Consider the following 15,214-nt stretch of genomic DNA (forward strand, 5'->3'; position numbering starts at 1 on the left):
CAGTATACCCGCAATTTCCCGCGGAGGGGAGTTAGGCTGTGCAGAGAGGAAAAATGGGGAATATTAGAAACCCCCTGCGGGATGTGATATAATTTTGCACCTTTTCGAGGCTAATAAATTAGAGGGATAGCGGCTTCATGAGCGACCTTGCCAGAGAGATAATGCCGGTAAATATCGAGGACGAACTAAGAACGTCGTACCTCGACTACGCGATGTCCGTTATTGTCGGACGCGCGCTGCCGGACGTTCGAGATGGACTTAAGCCGGTACACCGTCGCGTACTGTATGCGATGAGCGTGCTCGGCAACGATTGGAACAAACCTTATAAGAAATCAGCGCGCGTTGTCGGCGACGTTATCGGTAAATATCACCCTCACGGCGACAGCGCGGTGTATGACACCATCGTCCGTATGGCGCAGCCTTTTTCTCTGCGCTATATGCTGGTCGACGGTCAGGGGAACTTCGGTTCCATCGACGGCGACTCCGCGGCGGCGATGCGTTATACCGAAATTCGCATGTCGCGCATGGCGCACGACCTGCTGGCGGATCTGGATAAAGAGACCGTCGACTTCGGGCCGAACTATGACGGCACCGAGCAGATCCCGACCGTGCTGCCGACCCGCGTTCCCAACCTGCTGGTTAACGGCTCCTCCGGCATCGCCGTGGGCATGGCGACCAACATTCCGCCTCATAACCTGGTTGAAGTGATTAACGGCTGTCTGGCCTATATCGACGATGAGAACATCACCCTTGAAGGGCTGATGGAGCACATCCCGGGGCCGGACTTCCCGACGGCGGCGATCATCAACGGTCGTCGCGGCATTGAAGAGGCCTACCGCACCGGCCGCGGCAAGATTTATCTTCGCGCTCGCGCCGAAATCGAAACCGATGAGAAGAGCGGTAAAGAAACCATCATCGTTCATGAAATTCCCTATCAGGTCAACAAAGCGCGCCTGATTGAGAAAATTGCCGAGTTGGTGAAGGATAAGAAGGTTGAAGGCATCAGCGCGCTGCGCGACGAGTCCGATAAGGACGGTATGCGTATCGTGATTGAAACCAAGCGCGACGCGGTCGCTGAAGTGGTGCTGAATAACCTTTATTCACAAACTCAGCTGCAGGTGACGTTCGGCATCAACATGGTGGCGCTGCACAACGGCCAGCCGAAGCTGCTGGGCCTGAAGGACATGCTGGAGGCGTTTATTCGCCACCGCCGCGAAGTTGTTACTCGCCGCACCATCTTTGAACTGCGCAAAGCCCGCGAACGCGCCCATATCCTTGAAGGTCTAGCGATTGCGCTGGCCAACATCGATCCGATCATTGAGCTGATTCGCGCCGCGGCAACCGCTGCTGAAGCGAAAGTCGCGCTGCTGGCTCGGCCTTGGGAGTTGGGTAACGTAGCCGCAATGCTTGAGCGCGCCGGCGACGACGCCGCTCGCCCTGAATGGCTGGAGCCTGAATACGGCATTCGCGACGGTCAGTACTACCTGACCGAACAGCAGGCCCAGGCGATCCTTGAGCTGCGTTTGCACCGCCTGACTGGCTTAGAGCACGAAAAGCTGCTGGACGAATACAAAGAGCTGCTGGTTCAAATCGCAGCGCTGATTCTGATTCTGGAAAGTCCGGAGCGCCTGATGGAGGTGATCCGCGAAGAGCTGACGGCTATTCGCGATCAGTACAACGATCCTCGTCGTACCGAAATCACCGCCAACACCGCCGATATCAATATCGAAGACCTGATCGAGCAGGAGAACGTGGTTGTGACGCTGTCCCATCAGGGCTATGTCAAGTACCAGCCGCTGTCCGACTACGAGGCTCAGCGTCGTGGCGGCAAGGGTAAATCGGCTGCGCGCATTAAAGAAGAAGACTTTATCGAACGCCTGCTGGTGGCCAATACGCACGATACTATTCTGTGCTTCTCCAGCCGCGGCCGCCTGTACTGGCTGAAAGTGTATCAGCTGCCTGAGGCAAGCCGCGGCGCTCGCGGTCGACCCATCATCAACATTCTGCCGCTGGAACAGGATGAGCGCATTACCGCCATTCTGCCGGTTCGCGAATATGAAGAGGGCCGCAACGTCTTTATGGCGACCGCCAACGGTACCGTGAAGAAGACCCAGTTGACCGAATTCAGCCGTCCGCGCAGCGCGGGCATTATCGCTATCACGCTGAATGACGGCGACGAGCTGATCGGTGTTGACGTCACCGGCGGTTCCAACGAAGTCATGCTGTTCTCCGCTATGGGTAAAGTGGTTCGCTTCTCTGAGGCGGCGGTTCGCTCCATGGGCCGCACCGCTGCCGGCGTTCGCGGTATCCGTCTGGCCGACGGCGACAAGGTGGTTTCACTTATCGTTCCTTACGGCAGCGACAAGCCGCAGGTAGCGGGCGATGAGGCGCTGGAGGACGACGAAGCGCTGGTTAACGACGACCTGCCGGAAGATGACGACGATGACGGCGTAGAGGAAGCCACCTCCAGCGGCATCGGCGATATTCTGACGGTGACGGAAAACGGTTTCGGCAAGCGCACCAGCCTGAGCAGCTATCCGACCAAGTCGCGCGGCACCAAGGGGGTTATCTCCATCAAGGTGAGCGAGCGCAACGGTCAGGTAGTCGGCGCAGTGCAGGTCGATGCCTGCGACCAAATCATGCTTATCACTGACGCCGGTACGCTGGTTCGTACGCGCGTGGCGGAAGTCAGCGTCGTGGGCCGTAATGCTCAGGGCGTAACGATTATCCGTACGGCGGAAGACGAGCGCGTCGTTGGCCTGCAGCGGGTTGCCGATGCGGAAGAGGATGACGAAAACGTCTGTGACGAAGAGGCGCTGGAGGGGGATACCGATACGGTATCGTCTTCTGACGAAGAGTAAGCCGCCTTACCGTCAGTGAATAGAAAAAGCCGATGCGAAAGCGTCGGCTTTTCTTTTACATGGAGTGCGTAAGACAATGCGGTCCGCTACTGATAGGCATCAAACCAATCGTCGGCGCTTTCCCAGGTTTGCTGAAGGATTTCGCTCACCAGCTCCTTATCCGACTTCATTCCACCTAGAACCGTAATGTCATTAGCGCTGCCGCGCCGCACTCTGACGCGCACGTCGGCAAAATGGCAAAACAGCCGCTTTTCCAGCTCTTCCTTCAGCGCGGCTTCGGCTCCGTTAGGGAGAACGTCTTCTTTGCGTATAGAGATTTCAACCTGCATGATTGACCTCGAGATTAAAAAATACTGTATATTTATATAGTATATTAAGCCGAAAAATAAGGCAAACGTCCTTTATTACTCATTTTTGCGGATATTGGGAAAATTACATAAACTTATAGTTGCAATGCGTTACTAGTTTGCTTTGTATTATGCATTACTTTGTTAAATAGAATTTTTCAAATTTTTTAGGGGGATAGAATCACTTAAACGGAGGTATAAACATGCCTGATGTCCTTATCGTGAAAGAAAGCCGTTCCGTTTTTTCTGGAAAAATCACTCCTCTGGTCGCCCATGAGGGGCTTTCGGTATGCGTTGTGAAGAACGTTTGTGACGTCGAACGATGCATCAAGCGAGAATGCCCGTCTGTCATATTTTTTGATATGAATATGCTGCACGGCCAGCACATTGACTTTTCTTTGCTGAGAAGCGCCAGCGTTATTATGCTTACGGATCATGCTGCTACCGGGTCAACGCTGAGAGCGATACATATTAACGGCCCTGAGAATCGCATTGAGGCAGTGGGTGAACAGCAGCTGCGAGGCCTTCTGTCTCAGGTCAAACGTACGGCAAGATCGGCCGATAGGGCTAGAAACGGCGCCGCGAAGATGAGGACGTGCGATCGCTTCGGTTCGCTTTATGGGCGCTCTCCTTTGATGCGTCACGTCTATGAACAAATTGCCTGCGTTGCGCCAACGAATGCGACGGTCCTTATCGTTGGCGAAAGCGGTACGGGTAAAGAGCAGGTTGCCCAGACTATTCACACCTTGAGCGCTCGCGCTCAGCAGGGCTTTATTCCGATAAACTGTGGCGCAATCTCTGCACAATTGGTAGAAAGCGAACTGTTTGGCCACGAAAAGGGAAGCTTTACCGGCGCGGACTCCCTGCGCCGGGGACTGTTTGAGCAGGCCAATGGCGGAACGCTTTTTCTGGACGAAGTGACGGAGATGTCGAGCGAGCTGCAGGTAAAGTTTCTACGGGTGCTGGAAACGGGAAGCTTTATGCGCGTCGGTTCGTCCGGCCTTCGCGACGTTGATGCGCGCATTATCGCCGCGACGAACGCACAGCCTGAAAAGGCGGTCGCTTCAGGGAAGCTGCGGGAGGATCTGTATTATCGCCTGAACGTTTTCCCCATTCAACTGCCCCCGCTGCGCGAACGGCGTGAAGATATACCGATTTTGGCAGAGCATTTTCTTCAGCAGGTCTGTAAGCGGGAAGGGCGCACGAAGCGCTTTCTGCCCTCCACGATTATTCAAATGTGTGACTATGACTGGCCAGGTAACGTTCGTGAACTGCGTAACGCGGTACAGCGTGGATTTATCATGAGCCGCGGCGATAGCATCGGCAGCGAGTGGTGGGTACAGGCTTTTCAGGAGCCGGATAAGCGCCTGCTAATTGACGCCGAGCGAGAGCTTATTTTTGCGACGCTTGAACGTTTTCACGGGCACAGAGAGAAAACCGCTGCGGCGCTGGGGGTGAGCCTCAAGACGCTCTACAACCGCTTAAAAAAATATGGTACTGGGCCTGACGGCGGCGAACGTCGGTAAAATTTACCGGAAGATCGGTAAAAAGCGCGTTCCTTTCTCGCTGAGCTTTGTTTTCCCCCTTAAATAGCTCTTTTTTGTTTTCCCTTAATAAATAGCGTGATACGCAAATATCCTTTTGGATATGTCTTCTCCCTACGCGTTGGCACGCCCGTTGCTTAATGGTAGAGGCGCGGCGGCGTTTTTGAAAACGACGCTGCGATGAATTGATTCTATTTCTTAGGCTTATTCGAGGAGGAAACCATGACTCAGACAAAAAGGCCGATGCCTGAAGATTGTCAAAACGAGACGTTTCAGGATGAGAAAGAGAGAAGGAGAGACGACGAAATGGGTGCTCAGCTGCGGGAGAAGGAAGAGGCGTGTAACGATAAAAAACGGGAAAAGCCGTGAGGCGGATGGAGGCAGCGATGAAAACGATAAACGTAGTATCTAACGTGCTGGCGGTAGTATTTTTTTCCGGCTTCGTCCTGTGGGTACAGGCTGCCGAGTCGGAAAAGAATCCGTTCGGCGAAAGCGCTCAGACGACGAAAGAGACGAAGAAAAATAGCGACGATAGCTTTATTGACGACGCCGGGCTGACGGCCAAAGTGAAAAGCGCATTGGCCGGTGAGGCGGGGCTGAAAACGTTGAAGCTCAACGTTGACAGCCATAATGGCAACGTCATCGTTACAGGGACCGTGAAAAGCGTGCGCGATAAAGAGGCAATAGGGCGCGCCGTAAGTGGCGTAAAGGGCGTTGAATCATTTAATAACGCCGTCACCATTCAACCATAGCGAGCGGTTACAGAGGGTAATCTATGAACTGGGATATTGTGGAAGGCAATTGGAAACAGTTGAAGGGCGCCGTTAAGGAGAAGTGGGGAAAGCTGACCGACGACGAGCTTGACCAAATTGCCGGGCGGCGGGAGCAACTGGTCGGAAGAATACAGGAAAGTTACGGCATCTCTAAAGACGAGGCCGAAAAGCAGATTAAAGAGTGGGAAACGCGTAACTAGTACGCGTCTCTCTTCGGTGAGCAAAGAGGAGGGCAATAAGCCGCTGTGCTTATTGCCTTTCTCTAGGCGACGTTTCATCACGACGTATCACTTGATCTTGTGCAGAGTGGATATTACGGGGGAATTCATATGCTTTATTACGCCCTGCTGTTTTTTGTCATTGCCCTAGTTGCCGCCGCGTTTGGCTTTGGCGGCATCGCCACCGGGGCGGTGGGGATTGCAAAGATTCTCTTTTTTGTCTTCCTTGCCCTGTTTGTCGTCGCGCTATTTGCGGGGCTGCGGCGCTGATTTCCGATTTGCTTGGCTATCAAGGGGCTTAAGCAAAAAGCCGAACGCCCCGATTTTTGATAGCTGCGTGGGATTGGCCTAGGCGTCGATATGTATCGAAAACCCGGATTGCTCTGGCATGATGTTGGCACTTAAGGTTAAGCTGGGAATGACGTAGTCCCCATCGTTTTGTCGCCGAAATGCGATGGGGGGTATGTTCCATAAATTATCCAGCTTTTGGCCCAGTTCGTCCTGAATATGGGCCATTCTTTTTGGGTCCATTTTTCCCGTCCGATAGATAACTGACGGAGGGAGAACGTCGAATCCCGGATACCAAAGAACGCCGTGGTGTATGGGAAACAGGAGGTCGTCCATAGGGCCGTTAATGCCTCTGGCGCTGTAGTGGGGTTCCCAGCCGCCGACGGTGACGAGCAACATGGCGCGCTTTCCCTTCATAACGCCGTCGCCCCAGTGCGTATCCGATTAGCTGCGGATATCCCAAACCTTGTAACCTATGAGCCGCCGGTTGAGGTTCCCCCTATGGAAATGCTGATGCTGTGGCATGAACGTTTGCATAGGGATCCTGCACACCAGTGGCTGAGAGAGTTTATTGCCGGTGTGGTTTAACCCTTGGTTTTAAGGCCTTTTGCTTCTCTAAGCGATTGGAAAAATTCAGCAACATGAATTTTTTTCATGCCCCGTGAAATTTCCTCATTTGCCAGACAGTGGCCTGCATGTCAATAATTAGCTATCCGGACGTTTGGCCGTCTATTTTAAATTGCGAATCAAATGGAGATAGCTCATGCAGCGACATACCGCCCCCTACCGCGCCGACATCGTCGGCAGTTTTCTGAGACCGGACGCGATAAAAGAGGCCCGCGAGCGGTTTTCTCGCGGAGAAATTGACGCCGCAGCGCTGCGCCAAGTTGAGGATGACGCTATTCGGATTTTGGTTGAGAAGCAGTGCGCCTGTGGCCTTCACGTGGTAACCGACGGCGAGTTTCGCCGCGCGTGGTGGCATCTTGATTTCTTTGCTGGCCTGGAGGGCGTAGAGCTATACGGTGCCGAACGCGGCATTCAGTTTAAGGGCGTTCAGACCAAGGCCCAAAGCGTGCGGATAACCGGTAAGGTCGCATTCGGCAACCCCCCGATGCTGAAGGACTTTCTCTTTCTGAAAAGCGTCAGCGGTAACGCCCAGCCCAAAATGACCATTCCCAGCCCCAGCGTGCTGCACTTTCGTGGCGGCTCTGCGGCTATCGATCGTTCGGTTTACCCCGACCTGAGCGACTATTTTGATGATTTGGCAACGACGTGGCGAGATGCGATCCGCGCATTTTATGATGTGGGCTGTCGTTACCTGCAGTTGGATGATACCGTTTGGGCTTACCTGTGCTCCGAAGAACAGCGGGCTGAGGTTCGTGCAAGGGGGGAAGATCCGGACGAGTTGACCCGAATTTACGCCCGCGTGCTGAATAAGGCGCTGGAGGGAAAGCCGGAAGATCTTACGGTAGGTTTGCACGTTTGCCGCGGTAATTTCCGTTCGCGCTGGATCTCCGAAGGCGGCTATGAGCCGGTGGCGGAAGTGCTGTTCGGTACGGTTAACGTCGACGCTTTCTTCCTTGAATACGATAACGATCGCTCCGGTGACTTCTCGCCGCTGCGCTTTATTCGACCGGGAAAGCAGCAGGTTGTCCTGGGCCTGATTACGACAAAAAACGGCGAGCTGGAAAATCCGCAGAGCATTAAGGCCCGACTAAGGGAGGCATCGCAGTATGTCCCTCTGAGCCAAATTTGCTTAAGCCCTCAGTGCGGCTTTGCCTCAACGGAAGAGGGAAACACGCTGAGCGAAGAACAGCAGTGGCATAAGGTACGGCTGGTGGCCGAGGTCGCCGCTGAAGTGTGGTGAGAAGGTCTTTTTCGACAGAAGGCGAAAAGACGTAAATCGCGCTATTTACTCGATCCCTGCAATCGCGGCTCTGTAATCAGAGCCGCGTAGTTACTTAAAATGCGGCGTATTGGTACCTCTGTTAGTTCTGACAGGTGATTGCCTAAGTTCTTGTTGATATGATGGGGAGACAAACTTAAAAAGGGCATAAAAATGAAAAAGATAGTTTTTGGCTGTTTGGTATCAGTTCTTTTAACTGGATGTACATCCCCTACATACAATTATGTTCCAAAAACTGAGTTTGTCAGTAAACCATCCGTAGGTAGTGTTAATACGGCTTTTGTTGGTGATGAATTGGTGAGGCAGGGGACGGTAAGTCAATATGAGGGAATAAAAGTTACTGCTTTGGCTAAAATTGGGATGGCTTATAGCATTATGCCTGGCTTTTTGGCTAAGAGAGGTGAAGATGAAAACAGTGAGTTCTACTTGCCAACTGGTGGTGCTGATTCGGCTATTATTGATAAGTCATTTCTTGCTGATCCATGGCAGGCTGTAATGGTAAAAAAAGATACAAAAACTCTTTGTGTCATTACTGCTTTTAATATTTCTACATGTGCAGACAATATGCCATTTGAAAAAATATCACTATCGGTTTCTAGTGATAGTAGCTTTCAACAAACATTACTCTATAACGGTAGGGTTGGTAATAAAATTAATATTGGTTATAGGGAGTTATCTAATAATATGGCTAGACCGGCCTTTAATAATGATGTCGAGTATGATTTATCTGCGTCAAGGTTAATTGGCTATAAAGGCGCTCGTCTTGAAGTTATTGAAGCTACGAATCAAAGCATAACATATAAATTACTTGGTAATTTTAACTAATCAAACTGACATTTAGTTAAACGACTATAAAATATAACTGGCGGCCAATATTGGCCGCCTCTATCGTTTTTATGCCCTCTTAAATGTGTACTACTTTTGACGTAGTATCACTTTACTCCAATCTCCCACTAACAGATTATTTCTATCCTTTCTATGATGTTACACTAATACTTGTGGTGACCGATGAGGATGTACCAGTGATACTTTGGGCAATATGCTATTGGCTGATAAATCGTCATAAAAGTAAATGGTTATTTGATTTAACTTTGTCAGAATACCGTCTCAATGCATCACCGGGATGCAGAGTGCCATCATAAAAAAGGACATATGTCCTTTCTAAGTAAAATTTAATAATATTTTTGTTAATAAGTGTCTTTTGAATTTCTTAATTATCACTATTAATGGTGGTGTTTTTTAGAGCTTACATTACGGTTTGAAATTCACAGGAACTAGCATCGGTATAGTAGCAACCGCTATTTCTAGTTCTGTGACTGGTCTGTTCTTTGGTATAAAAATAAAAGAAAATTAGTCAAAAAGGAATGTACTATTTTTAGGGGGTCAACAAGTCCTATTAGTGTGTTTTTTCTTCATATACTATATTTTTACTAGGTAAAAGCATTTTTATTCTACGCGTAATGAATCTATTAAATTAAGGTCGCTTATTATATTCTTTATTGATTCTATAAAACAGTGTGATTTCATTTCTGAGTGGTTAGATTTTTTCACTTTATTTGTGTTAATTTACTGAGTAAAAAGAAAAGCAACGCAATTAAATTTAAAAGAACAAGGCGGTCATCTGCAATCTGAACAAGATGTTTTATCGCGGATACCGCTGTATATCCGCCGAGGTAGTTTTTCAAGAACTCAGTTGTATGAGATCGCGTTTGAGTGCATGCGTAAGCTTGAAGTGAGTGAGAAAGTGTAGAAGACAGAAACGATCCACATTTGAGCCGCCATGTTTTAGACTTGTAAAGTTGGCTGTCGTAGATGACTAGATCTGGTTAATGATGAATTAGACGGTTTCGCCATCTTTTTACCATAGTTTCACCACTACCAAACTCAGAACAAAAAAAATCAGCCGCATTGGGCTGATTTTTTGGGGAAATTTGGTCGGCACGAGAGGATTTGAACCTCCGACCCCCGACACCCCATGACGGTGCGCTACCAGGCTGCGCTACGTGCCGAACTAGTGGGCTAATACTACCCTTTATTTGCGTTAATGCAAGAGCGTAAAAGCGCGTTTGCTTTTGTTTTAATCAGTTATTGCACAAATCTTGGTACGCTTTCTACGTTTTACACTCGTCCGGATTGGTTTTTGACCAACCGGAACGATAGGCAACGGGTTTTCTACCTCTTTTTACGTATTTTGACAAATTCCCGTAGCGCCTTGTATTTCAATGCTATGGACTTTTCTGCAAATACTTTACAAAGTAAATTATTTAATTTGTTTATATGTGACGTAATGTGTTGCTAAAATTTACATGTAGCATGCTATTCTCTTCTGCTTCGCCGCTTGGGTAAAGCATCAGCGAAGGGGAATTACTCTGGTCTATTTTTTGGAGGAAGCTTAATGAAGCAGAGAAAACATCTGACTCGTCATGAGGTTGAGCAGATTCTTCTGGCGACGGAGCAGGGAAAGCATTTTGAGAGAGACTACTGCCTGATTAAGATGTGTTTTATCCACGGGCTTAGGGTCAGCGAACTGTGTGGTTTAAAGCTGTCGGATATCGATCTGGACGGACGTGCTATCTTCATTCGACGGCTTAAAAACAGCCTGTCGACGATGCATCCGCTGTTTGATGATGAGATCCAAGGGCTGCTTCGTTGGCTTAACGTTCGGCGAGGATGGAGAGATGCAGATTCAGATTGGTTGTTTTTATCTCAAAAAGGGGGGCCGTTGACGCGACAGCAGGTACGTAGGCTGTTAGTTCAATACGGTTCGGAAACGAATATCAGCGTTCGCCCTCATCCACACATGCTTCGGCACGGGTGCGGATTTGCGCTGGCTGATTTGGGGAAGGATACGCGCCTGATACAGGACTATTTGGGGCATAAAAATATCCGACATACTGTGCTGTATACCGCCATCAATACACAGAGATTTGTGAACGTGTGGGGAGGAAAGGTAGGTGAAAATGTTACAAATAGGACCAAGTTGTAGTATAGTTTACTTAGAAATTAATATGAGTCAAATAATTTTGTTATAAAACTTTCTAAATATGGATATCATCATGAAATATAAATGGATTAATAGAAATGAGTGCTTTCTCCAACCAGTATGAACTGGCAATAATACAAAAGTAATGTTGCCAGTCCATACGCTCCCTCTCTTTTGGTTATCCTTTTTTTGAAGCTATCCTCCACGCGTTCGTAAAAAATCCTCTTTTCACTCTGTATGTTCCTCTAATTCCGGCGAATATTCCCCTCTTTCCACTTTGGTCCTAAAGGGGTTGTTTGCTGCTTATTATTTAAACAATTGGCCGCGATATGATTGTGGGCGAATCGGGCATAGCCCGGTCGCTTTTATGTGAGGAAAGTGAAGTCTAAGGAGATGTCATGGATAAGAAAGTGTTATTGGGAATAGCTATCGCCGCCGGTTCATTATGCAGTGCAGTTCAAGCTTCCGATGGTACGATCAATTTTACCGGTTCAATTACCGATAAAACGTGCACCATCGATAGTGGCTCTAAAAGTCTTAACGTTCCGTTGGGGAACGTGTCTAAAGCGTCGCTTCACGGCGCCTCCGGTATGAAGTCATCACCAACAAGCTTTCAGATTGGGTTGAGCGGCTGTCCGGAAACGGCAAAAGCGGCCACCGTAAAGTTTGACGGTAAGGCTACCGGTTCGGATCAAAGCCTGCTGGCGTTAAACGGTGTGGATGGCGTTGCAACGGGTGTTGGCATTGAAATTTCTGATGTGAATAACAATCCTATTGCGCTGTATACGGCATCGCCAGAATTTACTCTGGTTCAGGGCGCTAATACGCTGAAATTCGTCGCACGGTACGTTTCTACCGGTCCTGTAGTAACCACGGGCCCTGCGGACGGAACTTCTCAGTTTACTATCGTCTACAAGTAATTTTGTTTTCTCGGGATGCGTTCTAGGTCCTTTCTTAACTTTTACTCATCCCGTGTTTGAAATGCGTCATAGCAAGGATTATCCGTAATACCATCTGGAGCAAAAAGTGATACTTCGCATTTCCATTTTACGCCGTTTGGTTATTTGTTCCGTTCCGCTGATTCTGCTGACATTTTTTATCGCCCAGGTCCGTGCGGATATAGCCATTGGCGGGACGCGAGTTATTTATCCTGGGAATAAAAAAGAAACAGGCGTTTCAATAAGCAACTTGAAGGGAAACGACGTCTATTTAATCCAAAGTTGGATTGAAGATGGGGATGCTAATAGAAAAGCGCCGTTTATCGTCACCCCTCCGCTTTTTCGTATCAACGCAGGTGAAGAAAATCAGCTGCGTATAATCCGCACCGGCGGCGAGCTGCCGCAAGACAGAGAATCGCTATTCTGGCTAAGCGTCAAAGCAATTCCCGCTATGACGGAGAGCAATTCGGTAAACGTCCTACAGGTAGTCGTTAAGTCAAGGTTGAAAATGTTTTATCGTCCTGACGGGCTTTCCGACGAGCCGACAAGCGCCTATCGCCAATTAAACGTTTTTTCTGAGGGAAAAAAGCTCCGAATTGAAAACCCGACGCCCTATTTCGTTACGTTTTTTTCTTTAAAAGTAAATGGAGTAGAAATTAAAGAGGCGGACATGCTGCCGCCTAAAAGCCACATATATTTTACGCCGCCTGGCGGCCGCGTTTCGACGGTCAGTTGGCAGACTATTAACGATTATGGTGGCATCAGCCGAGAAGAACATCGCCAACTATAGGGACGTAAGGAAAGAATATGGACCGTTTCTTTTTACGACGAGAGCGTTTGCTGCTGCTGTTTTCATTCTCCCTGGCGTTGGCGGAAGAGTGCGATGCGCGCGAGATTTTTAACATGAGCGCGTTGGAAATTGACCGTGAAGAACAGTCCGTGGTCGACCTGTCGTATTTTTCTGAGGATATGGGCCAGATGCCCGGAACCTATCGCGTTTCCATTTTCGTTAACGGCGAACCTCTGGACAGCGAACAGGACGTTGATTTTGTCGCTGGCAAAAACGGGCTGACGGCCCTGATAACGCCAGAGATGCTGTCTCAATGGGGAGTAAGGATTGACGCATTTCCAGAGCTAAGCGCGCTTCCTAAAAACGGCGCGATTGAGGATCTTAGCCGATATATTCCTATGTCGAGCAGCAGCTTTAACTTTAATTCACTGAGGTTGGACGTCAGCATTCCGCAGGCGGCTATCCGTTCTCACGCGCGTGGATGGGTTGACCCAACTCAGTGGGATGAAGGCATCCCCGCTGCGGTCGTAAGCTATATGTTCAACGGTTCACGGACGCGACGGGACGATGAAAAAAACGCTCAGGATGACTACTTCCTTAGTTTGCAAAGCGGCTTGAATGCGGGTAGCTGGCGCCTGCGTAACTATTCGACCTGGAATTACGCGTCGAGAGACGGTGGACGCTGGGATTCCATTAACACTTATCTTCAGCGCGACGTTAAGTCGCTTAAGGGGCAGCTGACGCTCGGGGACGGCTATACGCCTTCGGACGTTTTTGACAGCATACAGTTTCGCGGCGCACAGCTGGCGTCTGACGATAACATGCTGCCGGACAGCCTGCGCGGCTTCGCTCCCGTCGTTCGCGGTATTGCGCAGTCCAATGCGAAGGTGAGCGTTAGGCAAAATGGCTACGTTATTTATCAAACCTATGTGGCGCCGGGCGCATTTGAGATTAACGATCTTTATCCTACTTCCGGTAGCGGGGACCTAACGGTGACGATTGAGGAGTCGGACGGCAGCGAGCGCTCCTTCGTCCAGCCTTTTTCCGCCGTTCCTATCATGCAGAGAGAAGGGAGATTGAAGTATGCGCTCACCGCCGGGAAATATCGCGATTCCGTCTCGGGGAGCGCTGAGCCTAATTTTACTCAGGCGACGGCGATTTACGGTCTGCCTAAGGGCGTCACGGGCTACGGCGGCGCACTCTATTCTGAAGACTATCGCTCCGGCGTCACGGGGCTTGGATTTAACCTGAGGACCTTGGGATCTGTTTCTACGGATATGACCGTTGCCCGAAGCACAATAAATAATAATCAGTCACGGCGCGGTCAGTCATACCGGTTTCAGTACTCTAAAGACGTTCGCAGTACGGGAACGACCTTTACGCTGGCCGCTTATCGTTATTCCACTTCCGGGTTTTATACCTTTCAGGAGGCTAACGATTCTTCGATAAACGGTTCAAATAGCGGGCAATCCGTTGCCCACAAGCGGCAAAAATTTCAGTTGGATATCAGCCAGAACCTGGGCGATCTTGGCTCATTCTATATTTCCGGCTATCAGCAGAACTATTGGAACCTCGACGGCTATGAGCGCACGATAAGTACCGGTTGGAGCAGCGTGTGGAGGAGTATCAACTACAGCCTCACCTATAGCTATAGCGATAATCCGGGAGGCATTCGGGGAGACGACCAGCGTTTGGCATTTTCCATCCAGGTCCCGCTTGGCGGCCATACATCCAACGTTTGGGCAAACTACAGCGCAAACGCCAGCAAAGGAGGAAAGGTTAATCACCAGATCGGGATTAACGGCCTGCTTCTGGAGGGGAATCGCCTCAGCTATGGCGTTCAGCAAAGCTACGCTAATCAGGGCGGCGGCTATTCGGGCAACGCAAGCCTTAATTATAAAGGAACCTATGGTGAACTCTCCGGCGGCTATAACTATGACGAAGGTGGAAATCAGGTTACCTATGGCGTGAAGGGGGGAATGGTATTTCATCAGTACGGTCTGACGCTTTCCCAGCCTCTAGGAGAGTCGATTGCCGTTGTCAGAGCGCCGGGCGCTAGCGGCGTGCGGCTTCAAAATGGTACCGGTATTTATACCGACTGGCGAGGATACACCGTCATTCCCTACCTCAATCCCTATCAGAAAAATCGTATTGGATTAGATTCAGATACGTTTGGTGATGATGTTGATGTAGATACGGCTGTGCGTACCGTAACGCCGACTCGGGGCGCGGTTGTGTTGGCCGATTTTAACGCCCGCGTTGGCTACCGGATACTTATGACGATGAAATTTAGAGGAAAATCGGTACCCTTTGGCTCAAACGCGAGGATTTCCGGCGGAGGCAGCGGTATCGTTGGTGAAGATGGGCTGGTGTACCTATCGGGCGTGCCGGAGGTGGGCGAAATAGCCGTATCCTGGAACGGAAGTCAGCAGTGCTTGGTTAATTATCAGCTGCCGGAACGGGAAGCCGGCGTCTCGGTGGTTGTGACCGAACAGGAATGTCAATAGTTGGATTAACGCGCCAGATATAACAGAAGGATATTGCGGCACTTAATATTGATAAGGAG

General features: G+C 49.8%; 13 protein-coding genes, 1 tRNA gene and 2 pseudogenes. 13 read left to right on the forward strand and 3 right to left on the reverse strand.

Translation table 11 applies throughout. The features are described from left to right. Window positions 1–137 precede the first annotated feature (137 nt). Complete coding sequence (gene gyrA / locus V8L73_RS07110; protein ID WP_027274413.1) at window positions 138–2,861, forward strand: DNA topoisomerase (ATP-hydrolyzing) subunit A; 2,724 nt, start codon at window positions 138–140, stop codon at window positions 2,859–2,861. An 86-nt stretch (window positions 2,862–2,947) separates the two neighbouring features. Here gyrA and V8L73_RS07115 read toward each other — a convergent pair whose 3' ends face one another. Next, window positions 2,948–3,190 carry a DinI-like family protein gene (locus V8L73_RS07115; protein WP_027274414.1) on the reverse strand — a complete coding sequence of 81 codons (243 nt, stop codon included), beginning with the start codon at window positions 3,188–3,190 and terminating at the stop codon, window positions 2,948–2,950. 221 nt (window positions 3,191–3,411) lie between these two features. Between V8L73_RS07115 and V8L73_RS07120 the strand changes: the two genes are divergently transcribed. The 5 genes from V8L73_RS07120 (at window position 3,412) to V8L73_RS07140 (ending at window position 6,013) form a co-directional block, all read left to right on the forward strand. Continuing rightward, window positions 3,412–4,734: a sigma-54 dependent transcriptional regulator gene (locus tag V8L73_RS07120; protein ID WP_347254500.1), complete on the forward strand. Its 1,323-nt coding sequence runs from the start codon at window positions 3,412–3,414 to the stop codon at window positions 4,732–4,734. 240 nt (window positions 4,735–4,974) lie between these two features. Further along, a complete protein-coding gene (locus V8L73_RS07125) occupies window positions 4,975–5,121 on the forward strand; it encodes a hypothetical protein (RefSeq protein ID WP_261831569.1) in 147 nt (48 codons plus the stop codon). A gap of 17 nt (window positions 5,122–5,138) precedes the next feature. Continuing rightward, window positions 5,139–5,504 (forward strand): BON domain-containing protein, encoded by a 366-nt coding sequence (locus tag V8L73_RS07130; protein ID WP_051155675.1) that lies wholly within the window; start codon window positions 5,139–5,141, stop codon window positions 5,502–5,504. 23 nt (window positions 5,505–5,527) lie between these two features. Further along, window positions 5,528–5,725: a CsbD family protein gene (locus tag V8L73_RS07135; RefSeq protein ID WP_027274416.1), complete on the forward strand. Its 198-nt coding sequence runs from the start codon at window positions 5,528–5,530 to the stop codon at window positions 5,723–5,725. Between the two features lie 129 nt (window positions 5,726–5,854). Next, entirely contained in the window at window positions 5,855–6,013 is a 159-nt protein-coding gene (locus V8L73_RS07140; RefSeq protein ID WP_347254501.1) for a DUF1328 domain-containing protein, read from the forward strand. A gap of 78 nt (window positions 6,014–6,091) precedes the next feature. Here the strand turns inward: V8L73_RS07140 and V8L73_RS07145 are convergent. After that, a pseudogene (locus V8L73_RS07145) lies at window positions 6,092–6,475 on the reverse strand (NAD(P)H-dependent oxidoreductase); the annotation flags it as partial. Here V8L73_RS07145 and V8L73_RS07150 point away from each other — a divergent pair. The 3 genes and pseudogenes from V8L73_RS07150 to V8L73_RS07160 form a co-directional block, all read left to right on the forward strand. Then, window positions 6,455–6,619: pseudogene (locus tag V8L73_RS07150) on the forward strand (LysR family transcriptional regulator); the annotation flags it as partial. The pseudogenes V8L73_RS07145 and V8L73_RS07150 overlap by 21 nt on opposite strands. Window positions 6,620–6,794: 175 nt before the next feature. After that, window positions 6,795–7,898, forward strand: coding sequence for a cobalamin-independent methionine synthase II family protein (locus tag V8L73_RS07155; RefSeq protein ID WP_347254502.1), 1,104 nt, complete (start codon window positions 6,795–6,797; stop codon window positions 7,896–7,898). A 192-nt stretch (window positions 7,899–8,090) separates the two neighbouring features. After that, window positions 8,091–8,762 carry a hypothetical protein gene (locus V8L73_RS07160; RefSeq protein WP_027274421.1) on the forward strand — a complete coding sequence of 224 codons (672 nt, stop codon included), beginning with the start codon at window positions 8,091–8,093 and terminating at the stop codon, window positions 8,760–8,762. A gap of 1,107 nt (window positions 8,763–9,869) precedes the next feature. Here V8L73_RS07160 and V8L73_RS07165 read toward each other — a convergent pair. Then, window positions 9,870–9,946: transfer RNA gene (locus V8L73_RS07165), tRNA-Pro, on the reverse strand. 386 nt (window positions 9,947–10,332) lie between these two features. On the opposite strand from V8L73_RS07165, the gene V8L73_RS07170 reads away from it, so the two are divergent. The 4 genes from V8L73_RS07170 to V8L73_RS07185 all read left to right on the forward strand — a co-directional run bounded on the left by V8L73_RS07170 (window position 10,333) and on the right by V8L73_RS07185 (window position 15,155). Next, window positions 10,333–10,923 carry a tyrosine-type DNA invertase gene (locus V8L73_RS07170; RefSeq protein ID WP_027274422.1) on the forward strand — a complete coding sequence of 197 codons (591 nt, stop codon included), beginning with the start codon at window positions 10,333–10,335 and terminating at the stop codon, window positions 10,921–10,923. A 395-nt stretch (window positions 10,924–11,318) separates the two neighbouring features. Next, window positions 11,319–11,840: a fimbrial protein gene (locus V8L73_RS07175; protein ID WP_027274423.1), complete on the forward strand. Its 522-nt coding sequence runs from the start codon at window positions 11,319–11,321 to the stop codon at window positions 11,838–11,840. Between the two features lie 106 nt (window positions 11,841–11,946). Continuing rightward, window positions 11,947–12,648 (forward strand): molecular chaperone, encoded by a 702-nt coding sequence (locus tag V8L73_RS07180; RefSeq protein ID WP_347254503.1) that lies wholly within the window; start codon window positions 11,947–11,949, stop codon window positions 12,646–12,648. Between the two features lie 17 nt (window positions 12,649–12,665). Next, the gene (locus V8L73_RS07185; RefSeq protein WP_347254504.1) at window positions 12,666–15,155 is read left to right on the forward strand and encodes a fimbria/pilus outer membrane usher protein; all 2,490 of its coding nucleotides are present in this window, start codon (window positions 12,666–12,668) and stop codon (window positions 15,153–15,155) included. Window positions 15,156–15,214 lie beyond the last annotated feature (59 nt).

It is taken from the genome of Leminorella grimontii (assembly GCF_039789245.1).
Taxonomy (GTDB): Bacteria; Pseudomonadota; Gammaproteobacteria; order Enterobacterales; family Enterobacteriaceae; genus Leminorella; species Leminorella grimontii.